Genomic DNA, 23,896 nt, shown 5'->3' with positions numbered 1-23,896 from the left:
CATGCAAAGGAAGCAGCTATACAAGATAAAAAAGTAGAATTTGTGCCACCGGTTCTTTTCCGTACCGGGATTTCTTTTGGTAACAAAAGGTTCAGCAGCTCGCTGCAGTATTCTTTTGTGGGAAAACAATACTCTGATGCTACCAACGCAGAAATAACACCGACAGCTGTAGATGGTGCAGTTCCGTCTTATCAGGTGATGGATTTGAGCATGAGCTACAACTGGAAATGGTTTACTTTGTCTGGAAGTATCAACAATCTGCTGGATAAAAAATATTTCACCAGAAGGGCAGATGGTTACCCGGGGCCCGGAATTCTACCCTCAGATCCAAGGGGATATTATATGACATTGCAATTTAAACTGTAAGGTGCCTTATACAACAAGCTGATGCACTATTGGTCAGCTTGCATGAATTTCAGGATGAATGAAAAACCTGAAATGCTGCCTTATGCAGGCAACGATGATGGTAAATCGATCTGAAAGGTATGCCTGCCATCGCTGTAAGCATAAACGATATTCCAGTGATGAACTACGCATATCTGGTGCACGATTGACAAGCCCAGGCCATTTCCCTTGTATCCCGCAACAGTTTTCCCAAAGCGGCTGAATAGTTTGTCCTGAGGAAAACCCAGCGGATTCCCAGCATTTGAAAATACCATATGCTGTGCTGAAAGCTGGATGCTGACTGTGCTGTTGGGCTCACCATGCTGCAGGATGTTGGACAGAAGATTAGTAATAAGAATCTCCAGCAAGTATGGGCTAGCATGTACAGTTTTTTCCCGGATATCTGAATGAAGCGCCATCTTACGGTGATCAAACAAATCCTCCATCTGTCCTAACATAGTTAGAATGACCTGATCCAGCTGCATTTCCTGTTTGTCCGGGAAGACATTATTGTCCAGCTTCGCCAGCAGCAGCAAGCCCCTGTTAATTTTGCTGAGCCGGTTTAGGGCCTGTTTCGTGTCTGACAGGTAATTTGCAAACCGGGGATCCAGCGTAAACTGGCTCATGCTTTCGAGACGGGATTTAATAATGGCCAAAGGTGTCTGAATCTCATGTGACGCGTTTTCTGTGAACTCCTTAAGGCCGCTGTATTCTTGTCTCGCCCTTTCAGCCAGATCGGTGATGACCTTATTCAGTTCTTCGAATTCATCAACGGAAGAAGGAATAAGGTCCAGGTTGCCCGGTGTAGAAACAGAATAGACCTGTACTTGCTTCAGGTTGAGCAGAAACGGATTCCAAATCTTTTTATTCATGAAATAATTGATTGTACCTCCTCCAAGAACAAGCATGCAGGCAGATACAACAGATATCAGAATTATGACTTTTGAAATACCCTCTGATCCAATACTGGTGGTCATGACCGTCAGCGTAACAGGCTTACCTTTAATTGTTTTTGTTTGCCTCAGGTAATAGTATCCTTCATATGCTTTCTGGATGTAATCATAGATCACCGTATCCTTAAATACGGGTTTATGATCGGGATGTTGGTTAGTGGTAATCCTCACCAGTGGATAATTTATCGCGTGCCCCGCATTCAGTTCTGCCGTTACCATGTCAGCCTGCAATTCCAGCTGTTCCCTTTGTTCTTCCGAATCTGATTTGAATAGCAGAATGAACAGCAATATCCCGGTAACGATAAGGATAGTTACACTTACCCACAAATAGTTTATACTGGTCTTTGACAACAATTTCATCAGACCGTGAATTTGTAACCCATCCCGTACACAGTTTTGATATAATCTTTCCGGCTATGCTGATTTAACTTTTTTCTGAGATTCATCAGGTGTACATAGACTGTATCAAAGTTATCAGCCTGATCGAAGAAGTCGCCCCAGAGGTGCTCTGCAATTGATGGCTTGCTGACTACACGATTTTTGTTGACCAAAAAATAAAGCAGTAACTCATATTCCTTTTTTGTAAGGTTGATAGCACCCCCATTATGCGACAGAGTTTTTGAAAGCGGATTTAACTTGAAATTATCAAAGCTGATCTTATCAATTCCCTTCAGTGTCTTTCTCCGGTAAAGCGCATGGATGCGCGCATTGAGTTCTTCCAGGTAAAATGGTTTGGTCATATAATCATCAGCACCAAGATTTAGACCTTCCAGCTTGTCCGGCAGAGAATCTTTGGCAGACAAAATTAAAATGCCTGTATCAATATTATGTTCACGGATAGAAGAGATCAGATTCAGGCCTCTGCCATCCGGCAAACTAATATCTAAAACTATGCTGTCGTAATGGTAAGAAGTGATCTTGTCATGTGCCTGTTTCAATGTATTTGCCTGTTCACATATAAATCCATGCGACCCGAAGTAGGTAACCATTTCTTCTACTATAACGGGCTCATCCTCCACAAATAATAATTTCATATGCCTATTTTAAATAGTTAATCATATTTTCTGAATTCTTTAGAATTTCTTTAGAATTAGCATGAATCTTTGCGCAATAATAAGGCTTATTTAGACTTGATACAAATTAATGTATGTTTTTTATCCCTTAATCTTTTGATTAAAAATAACTTGCACTATCCAGGTCTTCAATCTGTCAATAAAAACAAAATCCAATAATTCACAAAAACACGATGAGAATACTTTACAAATTGTTAGTAGCTGTCATTGCCTGCTGCCTATTTATGGCAACAGCGAATGCACAAAACAAAAACGGCAAAATTACCGGTGCCCTGAAGACCAGTGACGGAAAACCCGCTTCATCTGTAAGTGTAGGTGTGGTAGGTCTTAAAAAAGTAACCACAACCGATGACGATGGGAAGTTCGTTATCAATAATGTTAAACCAGGTTCATATACCTTGAGGATTTCCTCGGTTGGACTGAAAACTGTTGAGCGTACAGTAACAGTTACCGAAGGAAAAACAAACCATGAGGAATTTATCCTGGATGAGAATTCTGCCGATCTGAATGAAGTGCAGGTAACTGGTGCGCAAACGCTTAACAGAAAGGTTTCTCTGGGAAAAGCAAATATACGCCCGCTTGATCTGCCACAAAGTACAGGTGTAATCAGCAGTACTGTAATTGCTGACCAGCAGGCTATTCGTCTGGGTGATGTGGTTAAAAATGTGAGCGGTGTATCCCTTACGCAAACACGTGGCGGAGTAGCTGAAACATTTTCTGCGCGTGGCTACAGCATTGGTATTGCAGGTTCCGGTGGAAGCATCTTTAAAAATGGTGTGATTACCAACACCATGGGCTTCCCTGATGCAAGCACCTTGGAATCTATCGAAGTTTTAAAAGGCAGTTCCGCCCTGTTATACGGGAATGTTTCCGGCGGTGTAATTATCAATATGGTAACCAAGAAACCAAGATTTGACTGGGGAGGATCGGTATCAATGCTGGCCGGCAGCTATGACCAGTACAAACCAACGGTTGATATTTATGGCCCGATTACTAAAAATCTGGCATTCAGGGTTATTGGTACTCACGAAAATGCAAATAGCTACAGAGATGTTGTCAATACCAACAGAACTTACGTAAATCCTTCATTACTTTATAAAATCGGAGAGAAAACTGAAATTTTGTTACAGGCAGACTATCTTAAATCTGACATCGTTCCAGATGCAGGAGTTGGCGTTCCAAATGCACGTATTACCATTACTGAAGTGCCTGATGCACCCCGTAACCGCTTTATATATCCCAAATGGGCTTATAACAATACGGAACAAAAAGCTGGTTATTTAACCATTAACCATAAATTTAATGAGAACTGGAAACTGACAGCTATTGGTTCAATCCAGAATACAGATGTTGAAGGATTCAGCGTAGGTGTACCGATGCAAATTGCAGCAAACGGCGACTGGACAAGATCACTAAGTGCGGTTAAAACGGCAGAGAAAGACTATACGGCTCAGGTAAATCTGAATGGTACGTTTAATACAGGATCCTTGAAACACCAGTTTCTCCTTGGGTCTGACTTTACCCGCATCGTAACTGAAAGCAATACTTTTAAATATACAACTGCGGCGGGTGTAGTGGGTACTGCATATGACAGGATAAACATATTTGATCCCTCAACATATTACGTACGTACTGATGTACCGTCAAGAGCTGATACTGCTTTGACAACTACGCCGCAGAACAGGTTTGGGGTATATGCGCAGGATTTAGTGAGCCTGACAAGCAAGATTAAATTCCTTGCCGGTGTACGCTGGACCTACCAGAAAGCTTTCCATACTACAATCTTTAATTATGACAGACAGCAGGAAAGGAATGGAACAGCACCTGATAAAACAGACAATGCTTTTTCACCAAAATTTGCCCTGATCTATCAGCCACTGCATAACACTTCAATCTACGCCAGTTACACCAACAATTTTACGTTTAACACAGGTACTGACATCTACGGAAATAACTTAAAGCCCTCGATCGTAAATCAGTATGAACTGGGCCTGAAAAATGAATTCCTGGATGGCCGTTTATCTGCCAACCTGAGTGTGTACAGAATTCAGAACAGCAATTTCGCACAAACCGCCTTATTGGACCAGAATGGTAATCCCAATACCAACAGTAACCTCAGGGAATTAAGTGGAGAAACTACCAGTGATGGTTTTGAGGTAGACGTGAATGGTACGCTTTCTAAAAACTTTTACTTTATCGCAGGTTATGGGTATAACAATATGCGTTATACAAATACAACCGGCTTACCGGGCTCTCAGGTAGAAGGGGAAAGACTAATAAACAATCCAAAACAAACAGTTAATGGATCGATCTTTTATACCTTCGATGAAGGCACCGTGAAAGGACTTAAGCTTGGTGCTTCGGCGTTCTACACAGGGGAGAGAACTGGTGGTGTAAATAACCTGGTTGGTGCTGATCCGGGAGAGTTGAACAGTGTTCGTACTACGTCAGCAACAGGAGTAGTAACAAAAACTTCATCGTATAATTCATTGGTGCCATTAAAAGGCTTTGCAACGGTAGACCTTTCTGCCGGTTACAGCTTTCAGCGCTTCTCTTTATTAGCGAAGGTTTCAAATATATTTGATACGTTAAACTACATTGCACACGACCGTTACAGTATCAACCCAATTGCGCCACGTATGTTCGCCGCAACATTGACTTATAAATTTTAAGTTTTTCTTTACATTAGCAGAACCGCCTGGAAGCTTAGCTGCCAGGCGGTTTTGTTATACCCGGCAACTCATGAAAAAAATACTTTTACTGCTTCTATGCCTTCCGTTTTTCGATGCCAGCGCACAGGTGCTGCGCAAAAGAACTACAAAATTAATGGGTAGCCGCTGGCACATTACGATCGTGGCTAAGGACTCTGCATCTGCAGAACGTAACATAGATACCGTTATCGCAGAAGTGACAAGAATAGAGAACCTGATCTCTGACTGGAAAGCGGAAACCCAGATTTCGCAAGTCAACAGCAACGCGGGTATCCGGCCGGTAAAAGTAGACAGGGAAGTTTTTGACCTCACCAAACGGGCCCTTGCTTTGTCTGTAAGTACCGGCGGAGCATTTGATATCAGCTTTGCAGCAATGGACAGGATCTGGAAGTTTGACGGCTCTATGTCTGTTATGCCTGCTGATAGTACGATTAAGAGATCAGTATCAAAAGTTGGCTTTAAAAATATTATTCTTGACAGTATCAAATCTACGATATTCCTCAGGTTGAAGGGAATGAAAATTGGATTCGGTGCTCTGGGCGAAGGCTATGCTGCAGACCGGACAAGAAGAATGATGATTGCAAGAGGAATTAAAGCAGGTATAGTGGATGGCTCCGGTGATATGAGTACCTGGGGCCGGCAGACAAATGGCATGAACTGGACGATAGGGGTTACTAATCCACTTCAGCCTGATACCATAATGGCTGTAGTGCAGTTAAAGGATAAGTCGGTAGTAACATCCGGTAGCTACGAAAAATTTGTAATGTTTGATGGGAAACGTTACTCGCATATTATCAACCCAAAAACCGGCTACCCCGCAACGGGATTAACGAGTGTAACGGTATTCGGACCAAGCGCAGAGGCTGCCAATGGGTATAGTACTTCAATGATGGTGCTGGGAAAAACCGCAGCAATAGCATTTATCAATAAATCGCCCGCCTATCACTATATAATCATTACTGATGAGGGGGATATACTTTCATCGCCAGAGCTCAAAATTGGCAAACGGAAATTGCCCTAAGAACTGATTTAATAGCAGTCCGTGAGGATCTGGTTGTGTGATTGAAAGTAGCTGATACTCTTTTTGGTATATTCCAGGCTAATTACATCCAGCAATTGCATGACGTCCGTCTGCATGGCGAGTGAACCGCAAATCATGATGACCCCACCTTTATTTAGTACTCCGCCTATAAAATCAGCATCTCTGGAAAGGATCTGGCTTACATAGTGTTTTTCGCCTTCTCTTGAAAGTGCCGGATGCAGCTGTAAAAGCTGGCGCTTGGACTGATGTTCCTTTAAGAAGGACTTATAGCTCCCGTATGATAAACTATCCCTGAAGCCACAATATAAATGGACAGGAACACGTCGTGTATTCTGACTAAGCATTCCTATAAATGGAGCAATACCTGTTCCGTTGGATATCATGACAACCTCAGGTGCAGTATCCGGAAAATGAAAGTGGTGGTTGTCAATGATCTTTGCAGGAATTTTTTCGCCAGGCACCAGCTGTTTTAAATAAGTCGAACCTAATCCCGAGGGATGGAGTCTGATACTTAACCGTAATTCTCCATCAACTATACCCACAGAGTACAGCCTTTCACGGTGATCGTTTGCAGGGTAGAGGGCAAGCAGATCTCCGGATGTTACTTTTAACTTTTTGCCAGCCTTCAAAGCGATATTAAAAATGCCTTCTGTAAATGCTTCGTTTGCTGTATTACTGATCACAGTAAGCTTCTCCAGGTCTTTTACACGGGCTGCCTTTAGTTCGGACAAAACAGAAAGAGTTATTCCTGTTTGCTGCGACCAGGCTTCGGCCCAGATGCCAAAATCAGCTGGTGATTTATCATCAACCGTATGAATGTCCGTAAGAGGGACGGCCCAGGACTGTTTGGAAAGCGTATGATTTACATCGAATGCGAATTTACAGAAGTCGGGGTAGGACTGTGACCCAAAACCAACCACTGAATACTTTAATGGCTGAATTTGAGGATATTTTCCAATCAGCTTTGCAAACTGCGATGAATTGGTAGGTGCATCTCCCAGCCCGTATGTAGCAGTCATTACAATCAGGTATTCTGCTTTGGGAAAAAAAGTAAAAGTGTTTATTTCAGCAACAAAAGATTTTTCTCCAGCCTTAAGCAGTTGCTTATGCAGCAGCCGGGCAAAGCCAAAGGTGCTGCCATTTTCTGATCCTACTAAGATGATAAATCTGCTTTCCTCTGCCTTGTACTTGTTCTTTGTCCGGTTTGACCTGCGCCGCAGCGTCATAGCGAAACCGGAATAAATGAAAAAAAATATATTTGCAGTAGCAACAGCCAGAACAATTGCCCAGATGCTGCTGGCACGGCCGGTATGAACATCCAGGCTTAGATTAGTCAGCAATACAGCGCGGGGATATTTCACTTCAGCAAGGACCTCTCCTGTAAGTTGGTTAACCGCAATTTCCCGGTCTTTTAGTTTGAGGGTAAAATAATCTTCTGCATCCTCTGAGAAAGGGTATTCTATAGCATCAACATCAGTAAGTCTGATGCTCCTGAAAACTTCCATATCGGCTATTTTCTTGAGCGGAGCTGATTTGATCTCCTCAAAATTTACCTTTAAGGTCTTCGTTTTAGTGTCGAATAATTCAAACCTTGCCAGTGATAAATAGGTGCCGCTTAAGGCGATGAGCGATATGGGCAGGAGCGACCACCGTCCCAATACGACATGATAATACTGTGCGAAATTTTCCCTGACTATCCCTGAAAAGAAACGCCTGATTCCCCGTTGTCGCTGGATAATCAGCATTGTTCCGGAAAGCGTGATCAGCAATAACAGAAAGGCATCAAGGCCAATAAAAAACCGCCCTGTTTCATGCATGAATAAGGAACGGTGCAATGCAGTGACCCACTGGAAAAACTCGTTTGCCGGTTGCGGGGATCCCAGGACTTTCCCCGTTTGCGGATCGACATAGGCCAGTAATTTCTTCCCGCCGGCATCTGTGCCTTTGACCTGTACAAAACTGTTTTTATCTACAGTCAGGTCGCTCAGGTCGGGATGAGTTTTCTTAAGGACACTTAATGTCTGTGCAACAGTAACGTCTGCAAAATGCTCAGCTCGATAGGGCTGGTTCCTGACCAGCAATGGCTCAAAAGCTAATATTATGCCAGTTACTGAGGCCAGCACAAGCAACAAAAAAGAGGATACAGCCAGTACCAGGTGGCTGTATCTCCAGACTGAAATTGTCATCTTTAAGAATAAATATTAATTGGCGCTAAAACGCACGTAACGGATATATCCGCTGCCCTCTGTTTTCGCAGAGAGTCCCTCAGCAGTTAAAGGTACTTCAACGTCTTTTACATTATAGTTTTTATCCTCAACTGCAGATTCAAAACGAAGTTTATAACCTGCATTAATTTTTGATTTTTCAATATCAATTATACTCACGCTGCGGTCACCGGCAGTTACCGAAGCGCCGGTTATACCACTGATTTTTGGCTGTTTCAGATAAAATTTATTCCATTCCTTCAACGTTTTATACCACTTTTTGTCAGAACCAAGCACATATAATGTTTTTTCATAAGCACCTTTGGGATTGATCAGCGAAATGACAATATAAGCACCATCACCCATGTAACTGCTCATTTGGACCATGCATTTATATTTGGATGTTGACTGGGCGCTGGAATTTAGCGGAACAGCAAATAAGATTAAAACGAAAAGGCAGGCTGCTTTAAAGAAATTGGATATCATTATTTTAAAAAGTTAAGGTTTACATTATTTTTAGTGAGTGACTCGTTTTCGCTGGCCAGGTCAAAGGCTGACTCTTTGTAATTGGTAAGGGCATCTTTTGCTGCTCCCTTAGCTACCAGATATTTTAACAGCGTGTCATTTTTAGCGACCAAAGCAGCTTTATGTAAAGCGGTCAGGCCCTCTTTGTTTTTCGCGTTAATATCTATCCCCAAGGGTTGGATACGCTCGAAAAGCGCGGGGTTATTTTTTGCGACCGCGAGGTGATACAATGTATTTCCGTTTTTTTGTGGCACAGTAAAGTTGAAGCCTTTCTCTTTCAGAATGGCCATTTTATCATCAAAATCCGTATTCCCTTTTACTCCGGCTGGTCTGCCTCCCTGTCCTGCTCCCGCCTGTCCCGCTCTGGCTGGCGCAGCAGTGAGGCCTGCTTCCTGTGGCGCCTGACCAGGGAATCCCTGCATAGTTCTTGCCCCAAATGATTCTATCAGGTAGTAGCCGAGATTATAGCCTTCCTTATCCAAAACATTTACGTCTGCACCTTTGCCAATCAGGTAGCGGACAACTGTCGGAGAATTGCTTTTCATTGCTAAAGCGAGGGCTGTAGCACCTTTTTGATTACCCTGATTGATATTTTTCACCTTTGGAATGATCAGCGCAAGAACTGTTGTGTCACGGTTGGCTGTCGCTGCATTGATCAGAACAGTGTTGCCATCCTGATCTGCCTGATTCACGTCTGCACCTTTCGCAAGAAAATATTTGATGATCTCCGTCTGGTCAGCCCTTTTTACAAGATAATGCAACGCGTTCTCCCCGCCTTTGTTTGTGGCCGCAGGGTTGATGTTGAGGCTTTCCAGATACTGGTAGAACGCCAGGCTGGCGCCCCCTCCACCACGGCGGCCACCGGCACCCTGTGCAGCCATCAGCATTGCTGATGATTGGGGCTTTACACCTTTTTGTAAAATTGCTTTCAGCAGGTCTGCATCACCTGATTTGGCTGCATAGCTGAAAATTGTGTTCCCATCAGCATCAACGCTGTTCAGCGATAGCCCTTTCGCTACGAAATAATCAGTCAGGGATAATTTTTTATCATTTGATACTGCAAGGAGAAGCACATTTGCACCATCCCCGTTAAGGTCTGTTTTTAATGAAGCACCTGCAGAAATCAGTAAATCATAAACAGCTGTATTCTGCTGTCCGCTGCTTGCTGCAAATGTCAGGGGAGTAGTACCATGACTATCCTGAATATTTACTTTTGCGCCTTTGCCGATAAGATACCTGAGCAACTCCACATTTCCGCGGTTCGCGGCCCAGTGCAGATATGTTCTGCCATCATGCGTGAGCTTATCCACACTGTTGCCTTTCTGCGCCAGCAAATATTCAATAGTTTGCTCTGGCGCCTGTGCGTTGATGGCCATAACTACGGGATCCATGCTCATAGCATTCATCTGGGAAGGATTTGCACCATTATCAACGGCTGTTTTAACAGTATTGACATCCGGTGAGCCCTGCCAGAAAGTTTGAGTAAGCAGTGTGTTTTCCTGGGCATAAGCTGAAAACGAAATAAAGGTTGAAATTGCTAAGAGAAGTTTCCTCATGGTGTGTTGAATTGATGCGTTTTAAGCCAGATACGGCAGGCACGAATTTAACAAGAATAATTCTAAATAAAAAGGATTATCGTCTTCCCGGGGGTTAATTTACACTATGCAATTATATGCCTATGCCTATTCCTCCATTCACCATACCATAGCTGTCGGCCAGCCCGTATGATGCAAATATGGTCAGTATCGGAAACTTCAGCTGGAAGCCCATATCTGCCCGCATGCCTTTTACATGGGTGAAGTTAATTTTCACCGGATCAGTGTAAGTTGTATAGCTGAGCTGATCTCCTGAAATACCTGTGGGGATCGGGAAATTACCCTCAATCCCAAACTGTGTTTTTGAGGTATTGTATCCAAGTGCGATATAAGGTGTAAAAAAAGACAGTTGTTTCGACACGATCATCTGCACCAGATAATTGTCAAAGTTACCATATACTGCCTGGGTACTGAAATCTTTCAGCTGATCCGGGTCTTTCGGCACTGAACCTTCCAAAGGTTGTAAATTCAGCTTCTTCTGGTACCGTACTCTATTGTAACTTGCTGCGAAGGCCAGATCGAAGGGTTTGCGCGCTCCTTTGCCACTGGCAAAGTCGTCCATAATATTGTGTTTAATACCAAATCCAGTCAGGGACACAGATCCAAAATCATTGTTGAGCACGATTTTGGGCGCCCAGCGAACGGTTACATCAGTATTCAGGACCAGGCCCAGGGTCACCTGTAGCTGGGGCGAAGGCACAAAACCTTTCAATACTCCCGGAGGCAGATCAAACGAAGTTATTTTATTTCCATAATCATCAAACAGGTTCATCAGCGGACCGTTCTGACCGGTATTCCCACTGAAAGTTGGCGACATGACCTCATTAGGGTTTGCGGGTTGTAAATGCGATGAAAGGCCGATTTTGGTAACGTCAAATGCCCGCGCATAGGAAGGGACAACTACTGCTGTTCCCGTCACCCTGATATCAAAATGAAGAAATCCAAGTGTTTTGGCTGTGTTGGTCCAGCCACTGTTCATGCCGAGTCCAAAACCTTTGAACAAAGGGTCACCATAAGAGCTGACTAAGGTTGCGGCATCAGCAGGGCCGGCTTTTAATAACTGTTCAAAGCCGATCTGTGAGTAGGAACTAAAGGATACAGCTAAAATAATAAGGATCGAGAGTAGTAATTTTTTCACGTTTTTCAGATTATGTGTTCAGACAACATTATCTTTGTTATTTTGTTTTCAGCTAAAAATGCTGGGGATATTTTGCATTTTAGCCTCCCTTAACCGATGAATAATGAAAGTTCTCAGCAAAAATAAAAGCCGCATCCTCGTAAATACCCTTTTAATCATTGCTGCCGGTTTTGTAGGTTTAAGCTGTCTTATCTTTTTCTTTCCGTTATCATCTATTGATCTCCGTATATCCCACTTCATTCAGAGACATCAGAATGTAAGGCTGGACCATTTTATGTATTTTGTCAGCTTGTTTGGTACTATGCCTTACTCAGCGGTTACAGTTGCTGTGGCTTCATTTGGGTTCCTTATATCCGGTTACAAAAGGGAAGCATTGTTCAGCCTGCTCAGCGCATTATCCGGTTTGGTGAGCGCACTTACCAAGTTACTGATCAACCGGCCCAGGCCCGCAAAAGACCTGGTAAAGATTATGGAAATTACCAGGGAACAAAGTTTTCCAAGTGGACATACCTTATTTTACACTGTGTTTTTTGGCTTTATGATCATCGCGATGCGCAACCTGAAGTCTGTAAATCAAATTGTTCGGATCATTGTAACCAGCATATCTGCGGCTATGATCCTGCTGGTTCCGTTCTCAAGAATATACCTTGGGGCGCATTGGTTTACGGATGTTTTGGGAGGGGCTATGTTGGGTGTCTTGTGTTTATCACTTCTGGGGTATTTCTATCTGCCAAAAACAGCAAGGCTTCATGATGTATAAAAGTAAAGCATAAGTTTTTGATTGGGAATCCACTTGAGAGGCCTCTTTCAGCAGCTTGCTTATACCTGATGGAATTCTATTCAAACACTATCTTTTACGTAGTGTCTGAATAGAATTCTCTTACAATTAAGTATTGACTGTAACAATGTTGTCTGCACCGGAGTGTTGAGATTTCATAAAATCGATCAGCGCTTTTGCTGTTGGCCCTGCAGATAGCGGGTTTTGGCCGGTGATCAACAGTCCATCCTGTTCTACATGAGACAGGAAGGGAGCAATAGCTGTTTTCACTTTTGCACCAAGTTCCTCAAGCCGTGTTTGAAGCTGGTAAGGTACATTTCCACTGCGGCCAACCATTGTTTCTTCAGTATTGCTAAATGCGGAGATGGTTTTGCCAGCCAATAGACCAGGTCTTAATCTTTCTGCACTGATCAGCGCAGCTGGGCCATGGCATACGGCAGCAACAGGCTTGCCTGTGTCCAGAAAATCCAGAATCAGTAATCCACTGTTGTTATCTACTGCCAGGTCCCAGATCGGGCCGTGGCCACCTGGATAAAATACTGCGTCGTAGTCGGCAGGATTGATGAGGTTCAATACACTTGTATGTGAAAATGCGGCCTTTGCAATCTCATCCTCCTGGAAACGGCGGTTTGATTCTGTAATGTTTTCTGTCAGTTCACTTACCCAGTCAACCGGGGGTCTGCCGCCTTTCGGACTGGTTAGTGTTACGGTATAACCCGCATCAATGAATTCATAGTAAGGATCAGTGAACTCACCAAGCCAAACCCCGGTTTTGCTATCGGTATTTTCCATCGCACTATGCGAGGTGATCACCATCAGAATTTTTTTCATACCTGATATCATTTGATGTCTTCGGGTTTAACTTCATTACCTTCCTCATCTACCTGCTGGTGTTCGCTGCCATTGGTTTCTTCAGTTGCGGTATCTTTTTGTTTAGTTGTATCGGGGGTATTAGGTTGTACCTGTTCATCTTTTTCTGTGTAATTTTCCATGGGTATCTTTGATTAAGTTAAACCGATAACAACCTAATTCTGCAAAGGTTCTTTAAAGTTGAATTCATTCAGGGTCGTTTACTAAACATGATGTCAAAAAACGTTGCTTCTTATCTTAGTTGAAGGCGGAGATAAAAGCCAGAGCCATGATACAAAGATAAGCATCCAGGGAGCAAAACGTATTGATTTTCAGCTACGTGTCCGCTATAGTCCTGTAAGTTCTGCAGACGTCCGCTATTGTCCGGTGTGACCAGCCATTTTTTTTCTCTCTTCGCGAAAATACATATTGCTGCAGGTAAACCTATCTCAAATCTATTGAGCATCTTCCCCTAACAGACTCTGGTCAATCCCATGCTATTGTCACCATAACGCTGTTTAATCTGGTTTTGCATTCAGACTGTTTAGAATTTCTTTAGAATTGAGCCGGAACTTGCGGCCTTTAATTGATAGCTGTTACCGGTAGAAGATGGTTACGTTCACATAGTAGAAATGTATTGATGCCAACTGCGAATTTGAAATTTAGTTTAAAAAACGGCTCTTTGCTGGCATTCGTGCTATTATTCCCGGTTTTTTGCAGCGCCAGCGCTTACTGGATGGACGTGAAAGGTTCCGGGAAAGTTAACCAGCCGGTCCTGATAAAGATATATTACGGAAATATTGAAGAATCAGGTGTTCGTGTACCCGTTAAAGGAGTTGAGCTGAAGCTCACAGGTGAATTCAGGCTAAGTGTTCTGAATGAAAAAGGAAAGGCGACAAATATCTCCATCTCATTAAAGGGCGATGGCTGGGAAGGATCTTTCATCCCGAAGGAAAAGGGAGTTTATCAGATTCTGGGTATCAACGATACTCATCCTGTAGTAGATCGGTCAAAAACCGGTGGCATCAATATACGTCCTGTAGACTACCTGTGTGCTGCTTACAAAGTTGAAAATGATGGCTCCGTAAAGAAGCCTGTTCAGTATCTGGATATACTAACTGAACAGATCGGGAAGCAGCTTATTGTAAAACCTTTCAAGAACGGTCAGCCTGCAGAAAAGCAGACCAAGCTTCGTGTTTTTAACCCGGAAAACTGGGAGAAAGAACTATCTGTGGATGAAAATGGGCAGGCGTCATTCGTGTTGACAATGAAGGGATTATATATTATAAGGGAAGATTGGAACGATCCTGAACCAGGTTCATATAAAGGCGTTCCATATGTGAGCATAAGGCACAGATGTAATTATTTTTTGCTCGAAAAATAAAAAAAATGAAATACTTCGTGTCTAATTAGATTGATTATAAACAATAATTGTATCTTTGGCAGTGTAATACTTACACTAACACATAGCTCAATTATTGATGAAATCTTTACTACTAGTTCTTATCGCCTGCATCATGGCAGGCCCCCTGAACTCTTTTGCCCAGACCACCGGAAAAATTTCCGGAAGAGTTACACTTGTTGACGGCCAACCCTTTGGTTCGGCATCGGTTGCAATTGTCGAAACCAAACAGACTACGCTGACAAGTGATAACGGTAATTATGCCTTTGCCAACATCCCCGAAGGCGCTTACACGATCAGGATACAGGTACTTGGTGCCGCACAGAAAGACCTGAAAATCACCGTGACAGCAGGGCAGACAACTACAGCGAATTACCAGCTTCCTAAAGAAAACGTGCAAGCGCTTCAGGAAGTCATCATTGGTGGCAACAACACAAACAAATTTGCTAAAAAAGAGAGTATCTATATAGCGAAACTGCCCATCAAAAACCTCGAGAACCCACAGGTATATGCGTCGATTCCAAAGGAACTGATCCAGGAGCAAATGGCTGTGGATCTGGCCAGCATCGCGAAAAATGTTCCTGGAGCAGGTATACCAATGATTGCTAACCAGGGCAGGGTAACTTTCCGTTCACGCGGTTTTGATACAGAACCTAATGCAAGGAATGGTGTGGCCGGTGCTGCGTTTGCTATGCTCGATCCGGTAAATCTTGAACGTTTGGAAGTGATCAAAGGCCCTTCTGCAACATTATTTGGCACCAGCATTTCAAGCAGTTATGGTGGTTTATATAACCGCGTTACAAAAAAACCTTTTAATGGTGTTGGCGGTGAAGTGGGCTTTACCGGCGGAAGCTGGAACTTTAACAGGCTTACCTTTGATGTAAACTCACCTATTAATGAAAGTAAAACAGCTTTATTCCGTTTAAATGGAGCTACCAGCTGGGAGAAAAGCTTCCAGGACCAGGGTTTTACCAATACACTGACTCTTGCCCCGAGCTTCTCTTATCAGGTGAACGACCGCCTTTCATTATTATTTGATATAGAATTCGGACAAGCAAAAGGAACATCAGTAGTACGATTCAATGCTGCTTCTACACCTGGTAGAAAATCCATCGCAGATATGGGCTTTCCATATAACAAAACCTTCTTAAGCAATGATTTGCCGTATACAACTCAGATGCTGAATATTTTTGCTCAGGCAAATTATAAGATCTCTGAAAGCTGGACTTCTCAAACGGTTGTATCCCGTGCCCGCTCATCAATCGGCGGATATATAACGGCACTCAATGGACGTACAGATTCTACCTTACGCCCGAATGTGATTACCGGTTACACTCAGTTTATCGCTACCAATATCCAGCAGAATTTTATTGGTGATTTTAAAGTTGCAGGGCTGCGGAACCGTCTTGTAGTAGGACTTGATTTTTACAATAATTACAACGACTTTGACAGGGTAACTATCAATACAACTGCAGGAACTGCGGCTTCTCCGGATCTGAAATTCAGCAATCCTTACGCTGGCCGTATCAGCAAGTTTAAAGTAGACTCATTAGCAAGCAGGGGCGGAACACTGCGCAAAGAAACTAACCGCGACAACACCTACTCAGCTTATTTTTCTGACGTGATCAATCTTACTGACAGGTTAAATATTATGCTCAGCCTGCGCGCAAACCGTTATAAATTCGGAGGCGTTTACAACATTGTTACAGGAGTTACTGCTGGCGGACTGAACGGATCAGGAACCCAGACAGGACCTTATAACCAAAACAATTTATCTCAAAAACTGGGTGCAGTATATGAAGTATCGAAAGACCATCTATCGGTTTTTGGTAACTATATGAATGGCTTTTTTAATAAAAGCGGGCAGACATCCGATGGCAGTGCGCTTAAACCTGAACATGCCAATCAGCTTGAGTTTGGTGTGAAGGCGGATTTGTTTGATCACAAATTGGCCGGTACAGTAAGTTATTATGATATTAAAGTTGCTGACGTATTACGTGACGACCTTTCCAGTGCCAACGGTTATCAGATCCAGGATGGAACTCAGTTAAGCAGAGGTGTTGAGGTTGACCTGACCGCGAATCCTATGCCGGGGTTAAACATAGTTGCCGGTTATGCCTACAATGACAGCAAGCTCACTAAAGCTTCTCCGACTACTACCGGCCTGCGCCCGGGAGTATCAGGCCCGCCACGTTCATATAACTTCTGGGTAAGCTACAGAATTCCTATGGGTGAACTGCAGGGATTGGGTGCGGGTTTCGGAGGTAACATTGCCAGCTGGCAGTACTACGTAAACACTACAACCAGCCAAATCATCATTCCTTCTTATGCAATGTTTGATGCAACTGTATTTTACGATCAGCCTAGATACCGTATCGGTATAAAGGTAGACAACCTGACCAGCGAAAAAACATGGTCTGTAAGGTTAACCCCACAGGCTCCTGCAAGGTTCCTTGGTAGTATAGCACTGAAATTCTAATGTTTGAAATCTGAAAAACTTATACCATGATGAAACGTATTTTGTTAATTTTTCTGGTTGTCTTATCCGGTATACTGACAACTAAAGCTGATTCTTTATGGATCGAAGCAGATGCAAAAGGACAGGTTGGCAAAGCCCAGACGATAAAAGTGATTTTCGGATCATATGGCTTATACAGACTTCAGAAAACAACCACAGAGGATTTTCAGCAGGTGAAAGATTTTACCTGCTGGGCGATCAGTCCGACCGGTAAATATATCAGTTTAACCTTCTCCCCGAAAGATACCGACTATCAGGCAAAGTTTACACCCGAAGAAAAAGGCATCTATGTGTTTCTTCTGGAATGCAAACAACGCAGGGTAGAAGATTGGAGTCAGTCAACTTCAAAGATCGGCGTGGCTAAACAGCATTATTATGGAAGGACTACAGTTCAGGTGGGGGATAGTGAAGCGATTGCCCCGTCTGCATTATCAGATTTGTCACTTGTACAGGATATGGGAAGCAAAGCTGGTGCTGATGTAACCCTCCAGGTTTTGCTGCATGGAAAACCTGTGCCCAATGCAACATTGTTAATGCGCCACCCTGAAATGCCCGAAGAGAAACTCACAACAGACGAAAATGGAAAAGTATCTTTTCATGCGCCCAAAGCAGGAAGATATTTTGCTTTGGTTACACTTAAGTTTGAACAGTCAGGTACATTCAGGGGTGTACATTATGACGTGTTCAGGGAAAAAGCTTCAGCAACTATGCTTTTAGAATAAGCAACCTGAGTATATAAGTTATTCAAAGAGAGCCGTCTGTCTGTTTACACAGGGACGGCTTTTTTGATATCTGTATTTGCTGTAATAATATTTGAAACAAGCCTCTGATAACTGCGTTTAATATATATTTACAAACAAACCTTAAAATTATGATCACTCCGGAAGATAATACCTCATTTAACGAAGAAGAAGCAGACGAACAGTTTAGTCAGCAGGATGTACAATCTGATGGAATAGATGCTGTCCCACCAACTGAGGAAGACAAAACTGCATCTGAAATTGATAACTTGACTCAGGCTGATAAAGCTTCTGAATCATCTTTTACTTTAGACGTTGATAAAGGCATTGCACCAGGAACACCGGACAGAAATTAATATACTGTCTGGTACCTTAAAATGAATATCAGTACGTTTAATGCCTTTAAAAGCAGAAATTACAGGTTGTATTTCAGTGGCCAGTCGATTTCGCTGATTGGCACCTGGATGCAAAAGACCGCAGTAAGCTGGGTCATCTATTCGGAAACACACTCCAAATTTATGCTGGGGCTTACCCTGTTTGCGAGTATGTTTCCGTCTTTTGTATTTTCTTTTCTGGGAGGCATTGCGTCCGACCGTTATGACAGATTTAAGCTACTGCTTGCTACGCAGTTTGCCTCCATGGCACAGGCTGTCATCCTTACAGCACTCATCTTCTTTAAACATTACAATGCCTGGGAGATTATCGCCCTGAGCGCTGTATTGGGATTGATCAATGCTTTTGATGTGCCCGCAAGGCAATCTTTAGTTTATGAGATGGTCGAGGATAAAGCTGATCTGCCCAATGCTCTCGCTTTGAATTCTTCGATGGTTAACCTTTCCCGGCTGATCGGGCCGGGTTTGGCGGGTCTTGCCCTGGAGAAATTTGGCCAGGATGTTTGTTTCGGATTAAATGCTGTGAGTTTTATCGCCGTGATTGGATCATTGCTAATGATGAAACTGCCAAAATACATTGAAAAGCCAATTACCAAGAATGTACTGGGAGAACTGAAAGAAGGATTTGAATACATCAAAAATACTCCTTCAATTAAGTTTGTACTGATTACCCTTTCGCTTGTCAGCCTTCTTGTTTTACCTTATTCCACACTGATTCCTGTATATGCAAAAGACATCTTTAAGGGAACTGCCTCTACATTTGGAGTGATTGACAGTGTGATAGGACTTGGTGCCTTTTGTGGTGCCATATTCCTTGCTTCTTTGAAGCCCGGCCGGAATCTTAAGAAAATCCTGGCTACCAATACCATTATCTTTGGTGTGGGATTGATTTTATTTTCCCATACCACCTGGTATCCGCTGGCATTGGTTTTCGCCACCGTAGCCGGGTTTGGAATGATGTCACAGATTACAATCAGCAATACCCTTATCCAAACTACTGTTGACCCCGCTATGCGTGGCAGGGTAATCAGTTTTTATGCAATGGCGTTTTTTGGCATGCAGCCGCTTGGTGGTTTACTGGTAGGTACACTTTCCAAATTTATCGGTACACCTGATACTGTAATGGCTCAGGGGATCATCACCGTTGTAATCGGTATTCTACTCTTCCGCTTTCTGAGAATTGATGCAGAGAAACTCGCTCATGCGGCAAAACCTGTGCCCGCAGAATTATTAAAAGATTAAAAGATCCATTGACTGTAGCGTTTCAATAGTCGCCCGCGTTTTATTGTCAGGTGAGGGTTCAGGACCATTACATATGAATTAAGTGTCCGCTTTGTTCTTTTGGTGTGTTTTGTTATTGTCTTCCTTAATGTGGTGTTTTAGGAAGACGAAGAATGAGTTTGCATATTTATTATATGCTGGTGATTCTGAATTAATGGGTTAAATAATTTGTCACACACAAATGGACGCAATAGTCCCCCGGTCTCAGGATTGGGGGGCTTTGTTTTTTTACTGAATCTATTCAATTGCAAGAGTGCTACTTCAGCAAAGGGCTTTCTGGCGGCCCCAGATAACTGTAAGGAATATTTTTAGCGCTGATCACCAGTTTTTGCAACACAACTCCCGGGCTTACCATCCAGAACTTTAATGTGTGGACTCCAGTGTTTTTCAGCTGATGTACTGATGTGAGTATATTAATGTTCTCGGCTACATTGGTGCTCCAGTCTCTTCTTTTATTTGCGTTTATATTAATCAGCTGTGGATTTTCATCATCGATGGAAATCGCATAAAACAACCCTTTTGTATTGCTGAAATCAAGTGTTGGTGAGAGATAGGTACTAACGCTTAGGCTATCCGCTTTTGTTGCACTAAAGAGATATTCAAGCCTTGGGCTGTCTGCATTAATTTTTTGTACAGCTGCGGTCACAGGGAAAGCAGTTACAGCGGCTCCGGTCCTGCCATGATCCGGCAGGATTTTCCATTTCACATCCTGACCGTCAACAGCCCTGGTAAAATGTTCTGCAGCAATAGATATGTACCCGTTCTCCTCAAGAAATCCTTTCTGTCCCCGGATACTCTCATTCAATACTGTAACCATAACGGTTGCCTTTTCGCCATTTTCTGAGCTGATCAAAACCGGCACAACTGACCGGCCTGGAGGAGCCTTGGCAAAATCAACTTTCACTGCCAGTCGCTCCTGGCTGCTGATGATCCCCCTGGAACGACTTAAGTTTATCCAGTCTTTTGCAGGCACCGCTGTATATTGAAATGGCTTTTTGCCCCTGTTAAATATTTCGATATATGCTGAATCGCTGCGGTGATTGTATAATGCGCGCAGCTGCAGGGCCTTAATGGTTTCAGGAAACCATTCCTCAGATCCTTCCGCCGCTACGCCCATAGCTGGGGCTTCCGGTATATTTAATTCCCTGGTTTCAGGAATCTTATTGACTTCAGGCTGTTGCCAGTAGGTATAGCCTATATGTGTCTGGTCCATCATATGGTTCCATTTTCCACCGGATAATTTGGTGTTGTAATAGGCTGTGATGGCCTGGTCATTTGCATATAAAGCTTTTGCACTATCCGCCATTGCGTTTGTTGCTGCCCGCGCCTGACTGGCGTATAATTTATTTCTGGCGACTGCATAATAGAGCCTGTTGAGATTAGCATAAGCAAGTACAGGATGTAATATCAGCTGGTAATAGGCATCTTTAGCATCTGCCGGTATGAATTTGGAGATGGTTTGTGCATCTGCTTCCAGTTGATCATAGTCGGTAATGACCTGCTCAAACTCCCTGTAGTTGCTTAGGCTGTAAGTTTGTTCATTGAGTAGTTCTGGTTTTCTTCTTGAACTATATTTCAGGTATCTGGACAGAACGGATGCGATCTGAAGGGCATATGCTTTGCCAAATTGTTTCTCTGCCCACAATACAGTGTAATCATTCAATTTATCTGCAGGCCATTTATCAGGTGCCCAGGCATAATCAAGAAAGAATTCAATGGGAAATTCCATCGGTTTCAGATCGCCTACATTGACGATCCAGATTTGTTTTGCGCCGTATTCATAGGCCAGGTTCATCTGTTCCTGCACTCTCGGAAGGGGATTGGTATTTAGCCACTTGTAATTCCTGGGATCTCCTACATAGTCAAAATGATAATAAATTCCATATCCGCCAGTCCTGGGTTTATCAGTAAGTTTGGGTAGTTTACGGATGTTGCCCCAATTATCGTCGCAGAGCAACAGTGTAATATCATCCGGTACCCGCATACCCTTGTCATAATAATCCTGTACTTCTTTGTACAGGGCCCAAAGCTGCGGCGTAGCTGTAATATCCTTTTTCGTTACCTCAGCTATGATCTGCCGCTGATCTTTCACGATCTTTTCCAGCAGGGCGATATTACTACCTTCAGACATAGGCTCGTCGCCGTCACCTCTCATCCCAACCGTGACAATACTCTCATTTGTGCCCATTCTCTGTATTCCTTTCGTCCAGAATTTTTTGAGTGAATCGGGATTGGTACTATAGTTCCAGGCGCCTTTGTTACCGTATCGTCTCCATTCATCATGCGCCCGCATCAATGGCTCATGATGGGAACTACCTATCACTACTCCATAATCTTCTGCAAGCTGCGCATTCATCGGATCGTCATCATAGAAGGCATTTCCCCACATGGCCGGCCAAAGGTAATTTCCTTTAAGCCTCAGAATCAGCTCGAAAACATGGGTGTAGAATTTGTGATTGAAACCGCCGAATTTCTCTTTTGTCCAGCCGGATAGCGCAGGAGCTTCATCGTTCAGGAAAATACCCCGGTATTTAACGGCGGGGGTGCCCAGTGTGTGTATGCCGGGCATAATGTAGAGTTCTTTTTGTTTTACAGCGGGCACATCTGCCCACCAGTACCAGGGAGAAACGCCTATTTTAGAGGAGAGGTCGTATATACCAAAGATAGTCCCTCTTTTATCACTACCGGCAATGACCAATGCCTGATCTATTCCCGCAGAGGGGTGATCCACAGTCTGTATGATAAAAGTTTCCCATTTGCCTTCAATAGCTTTTACAGACAGCTTTTTGTCTTTAACGAGCTGATCAATTTGTGGGCTTTTGCCTATGGTACCAATGATGACGACGGTTTTAGCCGCCGCAGTTTTATCTGTAAACAGGGCAGGAGCATTGCCTGTCACCATCTTCAGATCAGCCTGCAGGTTTTTCGCGGCCAGCAGGACTCCGGGAAAATCAAGGGTGCTTACCTGCAGTGCAACTTGTTTGCCGGTTTTAGCTAATGCAAAATAGCCTTTTCCGTTTTTAGATGATACATAGGTATGGTCATTCTGGGCAAAAATATGAGTACAGTTGCCGATGAGCAGAAATAACGTACAGATTAGAAATGATGTTTTCATAGTTTAAAATTTTACCACCCTGTAATAGGCCTGTTTTGGTTGCAGTTGCTGATCGAATAGCAGGGGATAATTTTTGCGTCCCTGCACAGGATATTCATCAAGCCAGGTATGCCTGTCAGACACATTCCAGAATGTAACTCCTGTAATGACACCGCGCTCGTCCCGCAGGACTTTGAATATTTCAGCATATTTATCTGACTGTTTTTGCTCCATTATTGACGTGTAAGTTGTATTTTCTCCAGGATGAAGCGCCCTCTTTTCCTTTTCCCAGGGATAAACGGAAATATCCATTTCCGTAATTTGTACTTTCAGGCCCAGCGAAGCATATTTCTCAATGGCGTCTTTTAAATCTTTGGTATCAGGTTCGAAAAGCGACCAATGTCCCTGTAATCCAATACCGTCAACCGGGATATGCGCCGCCTTCATTTTTTTTAACAGTTTATAGATCCTGTCTCTCTTTTCGGGTCGCTCGGTATTGTAATCATTGTAGAAAAGCTGTGCTTTTGGGTCTGCCTGGTGCGCATACTCAAAAGCTTTGAAGATGAAATCTTCACCGCAGATCTGGTACCACGGGGAATTGCGAAGAAAGGTATGCTGATCATCACCGATAGCCTCATTAACTACGTCCCAGGCATATACACTTCCCTGGTACCGCTTTACAACTGTGAATATATGTGATTTAAGCCTCCCCAGAAGAACTTTTTTTGTAACACGCCGGCCTTGTTTATCTTTAAACATCCAGTCGGGCACCTGTTCATGCCAGCACAGGTTGTGTCCCCGGACCTTCATGCCGTGTTCCTTTGCAAAATTTACAATGTAGTCGGCATCTTTCCAGAAATATTGGTTCTCAAGAGGATGGATCACGGCCATCTTCATGGCATTTTCCGGTGTGACGCTGTTGAACTGTTTCCTGATCAGTACTGCTTCGGCACCATCCAGAGATTTTGCTGATACAGCTACTCCTATAGGGAAATAGGACCCGTAATAATCTTTCAGTCCGCTGTTTTCCTGCTGCGGAACGACAGGCGCAGAACGTTGAAGGATAAAACCCGTAAAAATGCTGATGCATGTTCCTGCTGCCAGTTGAACAAGCAGGGTTTTTAGTTTTTTGTTAGCTCCCATATTCATCAGATAATGCAATCGATTTCAGCTTTTTCAAACTGTTTTCTTTTTGCAGTTGCCTACTTATTTACAAT

19 protein-coding genes are annotated in these 23,896 nt (G+C 43.3%); 9 read left to right on the top strand and 10 right to left on the bottom strand.

Annotation, left to right across the window (positions count from 1 at the left end; translation table 11 throughout):
- Positions 1 to 366: TonB-dependent receptor domain-containing protein (locus ABWY16_RS12870; RefSeq protein ID WP_353905051.1), on the top strand; the 366-nt coding region annotated here is incomplete at its 5' end.
- Between the two features lie 80 nt (positions 367 to 446).
- On the opposite strand, the gene ABWY16_RS12865 is transcribed toward ABWY16_RS12870, so the two are convergent.
- Complete coding sequence (locus tag ABWY16_RS12865; protein WP_353905050.1) at positions 447 to 1,697, bottom strand: sensor histidine kinase; 1,251 nt, start codon at positions 1,695 to 1,697, stop codon at positions 447 to 449.
- Complete coding sequence (locus ABWY16_RS12860) at positions 1,697 to 2,371, bottom strand: response regulator transcription factor (RefSeq protein ID WP_353905049.1); 675 nt, start codon at positions 2,369 to 2,371, stop codon at positions 1,697 to 1,699. Before ABWY16_RS12860 ends, ABWY16_RS12865 begins: the two co-directional genes overlap by 1 nt.
- A gap of 263 nt (positions 2,372 to 2,634) precedes the next feature.
- Between ABWY16_RS12860 and ABWY16_RS12855 the strand changes: the two genes are divergently transcribed.
- Entirely contained in the window at positions 2,635 to 5,082 is a 2,448-nt protein-coding gene (locus ABWY16_RS12855; RefSeq protein WP_353905048.1) for a TonB-dependent siderophore receptor, read from the top strand.
- Between the two features lie 70 nt (positions 5,083 to 5,152).
- Complete coding sequence (locus ABWY16_RS12850; protein ID WP_353905047.1) at positions 5,153 to 6,142, top strand: FAD:protein FMN transferase; 990 nt, start codon at positions 5,153 to 5,155, stop codon at positions 6,140 to 6,142.
- An 8-nt stretch (positions 6,143 to 6,150) separates the two neighbouring features.
- Here ABWY16_RS12850 and ABWY16_RS12845 read toward each other — a convergent pair whose 3' ends face one another.
- The 4 genes from ABWY16_RS12845 to ABWY16_RS12830 all read right to left on the bottom strand — a co-directional run bounded on the left by ABWY16_RS12845 (position 6,151) and on the right by ABWY16_RS12830 (position 11,625).
- Positions 6,151 to 8,349, bottom strand: a complete 2,199-nt coding sequence (locus ABWY16_RS12845) for a PepSY domain-containing protein (protein WP_353905046.1) — start codon at positions 8,347 to 8,349, stop codon at positions 6,151 to 6,153.
- 15 nt (positions 8,350 to 8,364) lie between these two features.
- Positions 8,365 to 8,853, bottom strand: coding sequence for a DUF2271 domain-containing protein (locus ABWY16_RS12840; protein WP_353905045.1), 489 nt, complete (start codon positions 8,851 to 8,853; stop codon positions 8,365 to 8,367).
- Positions 8,853 to 10,448, bottom strand: coding sequence for an ankyrin repeat domain-containing protein (locus ABWY16_RS12835; protein WP_353905044.1), 1,596 nt, complete (start codon positions 10,446 to 10,448; stop codon positions 8,853 to 8,855). The genes ABWY16_RS12840 and ABWY16_RS12835 overlap by 1 nt, the downstream gene beginning before the upstream one ends.
- A 112-nt stretch (positions 10,449 to 10,560) precedes the next feature.
- Positions 10,561 to 11,625, bottom strand: coding sequence for a DUF6588 family protein (locus ABWY16_RS12830; protein ID WP_353905043.1), 1,065 nt, complete (start codon positions 11,623 to 11,625; stop codon positions 10,561 to 10,563).
- Between the two features lie 103 nt (positions 11,626 to 11,728).
- On the opposite strand from ABWY16_RS12830, the gene ABWY16_RS12825 reads away from it, so the two are divergent.
- Positions 11,729 to 12,385 (top strand): phosphatase PAP2 family protein, encoded by a 657-nt coding sequence (locus tag ABWY16_RS12825; protein WP_353905042.1) that lies wholly within the window; start codon positions 11,729 to 11,731, stop codon positions 12,383 to 12,385.
- 126 nt (positions 12,386 to 12,511) lie between these two features.
- Here the strand turns inward: ABWY16_RS12825 and ABWY16_RS12820 are convergent, their stop codons facing one another.
- Together ABWY16_RS12820 and ABWY16_RS12815 are read right to left on the bottom strand one after the other, a co-directional pair.
- Entirely contained in the window at positions 12,512 to 13,234 is a 723-nt protein-coding gene (locus ABWY16_RS12820) for a type 1 glutamine amidotransferase domain-containing protein (protein ID WP_353905041.1), read from the bottom strand.
- Between the two features lie 8 nt (positions 13,235 to 13,242).
- Complete coding sequence (locus ABWY16_RS12815; protein WP_353905040.1) at positions 13,243 to 13,395, bottom strand: hypothetical protein; 153 nt, start codon at positions 13,393 to 13,395, stop codon at positions 13,243 to 13,245.
- Positions 13,396 to 13,907: 512 nt separating this feature from the next.
- Here ABWY16_RS12815 and ABWY16_RS12810 point away from each other — a divergent pair.
- From ABWY16_RS12810 to ABWY16_RS12790, 5 genes are all read left to right on the top strand, one after another.
- Positions 13,908 to 14,636 (top strand): hypothetical protein, encoded by a 729-nt coding sequence (locus ABWY16_RS12810; RefSeq protein ID WP_353905039.1) that lies wholly within the window; start codon positions 13,908 to 13,910, stop codon positions 14,634 to 14,636.
- Between the two features lie 97 nt (positions 14,637 to 14,733).
- Positions 14,734 to 17,133: a TonB-dependent receptor domain-containing protein gene (locus tag ABWY16_RS12805; protein ID WP_353905038.1), complete on the top strand. Its 2,400-nt coding sequence runs from the start codon at positions 14,734 to 14,736 to the stop codon at positions 17,131 to 17,133.
- Between the two features lie 26 nt (positions 17,134 to 17,159).
- The gene (locus tag ABWY16_RS12800) at positions 17,160 to 17,894 is read left to right on the top strand and encodes a DUF4198 domain-containing protein (RefSeq protein ID WP_353905037.1); all 735 of its coding nucleotides are present in this window, start codon (positions 17,160 to 17,162) and stop codon (positions 17,892 to 17,894) included.
- A 149-nt stretch (positions 17,895 to 18,043) separates the two neighbouring features.
- Complete coding sequence (locus tag ABWY16_RS12795; protein ID WP_353905036.1) at positions 18,044 to 18,268, top strand: hypothetical protein; 225 nt, start codon at positions 18,044 to 18,046, stop codon at positions 18,266 to 18,268.
- A gap of 21 nt (positions 18,269 to 18,289) precedes the next feature.
- Positions 18,290 to 19,546, top strand: coding sequence for an MFS transporter (locus tag ABWY16_RS12790; protein ID WP_353905035.1), 1,257 nt, complete (start codon positions 18,290 to 18,292; stop codon positions 19,544 to 19,546).
- A 295-nt stretch (positions 19,547 to 19,841) separates the two neighbouring features.
- Here the strand turns inward: ABWY16_RS12790 and ABWY16_RS12785 are convergent, their stop codons facing one another.
- Positions 19,842 to 22,700 carry a glycosyl hydrolase 115 family protein gene (locus ABWY16_RS12785; RefSeq protein WP_353905034.1) on the bottom strand — a complete coding sequence of 953 codons (2,859 nt, stop codon included), beginning with the start codon at positions 22,698 to 22,700 and terminating at the stop codon, positions 19,842 to 19,844.
- Between the two features lie 3 nt (positions 22,701 to 22,703).
- Positions 22,704 to 23,822: an endo-1,4-beta-xylanase gene (locus ABWY16_RS12780; RefSeq protein ID WP_353905033.1), complete on the bottom strand. Its 1,119-nt coding sequence runs from the start codon at positions 23,820 to 23,822 to the stop codon at positions 22,704 to 22,706.
- Positions 23,823 to 23,896 lie beyond the last annotated feature (74 nt).

Source organism: Pedobacter sp. (assembly GCF_040513095.1).
Classification (GTDB): Bacteria; Bacteroidota; Bacteroidia; order Sphingobacteriales; family Sphingobacteriaceae; genus Pedobacter.
This window is presented reverse-complemented; position numbering and strand designations above follow the sequence as displayed.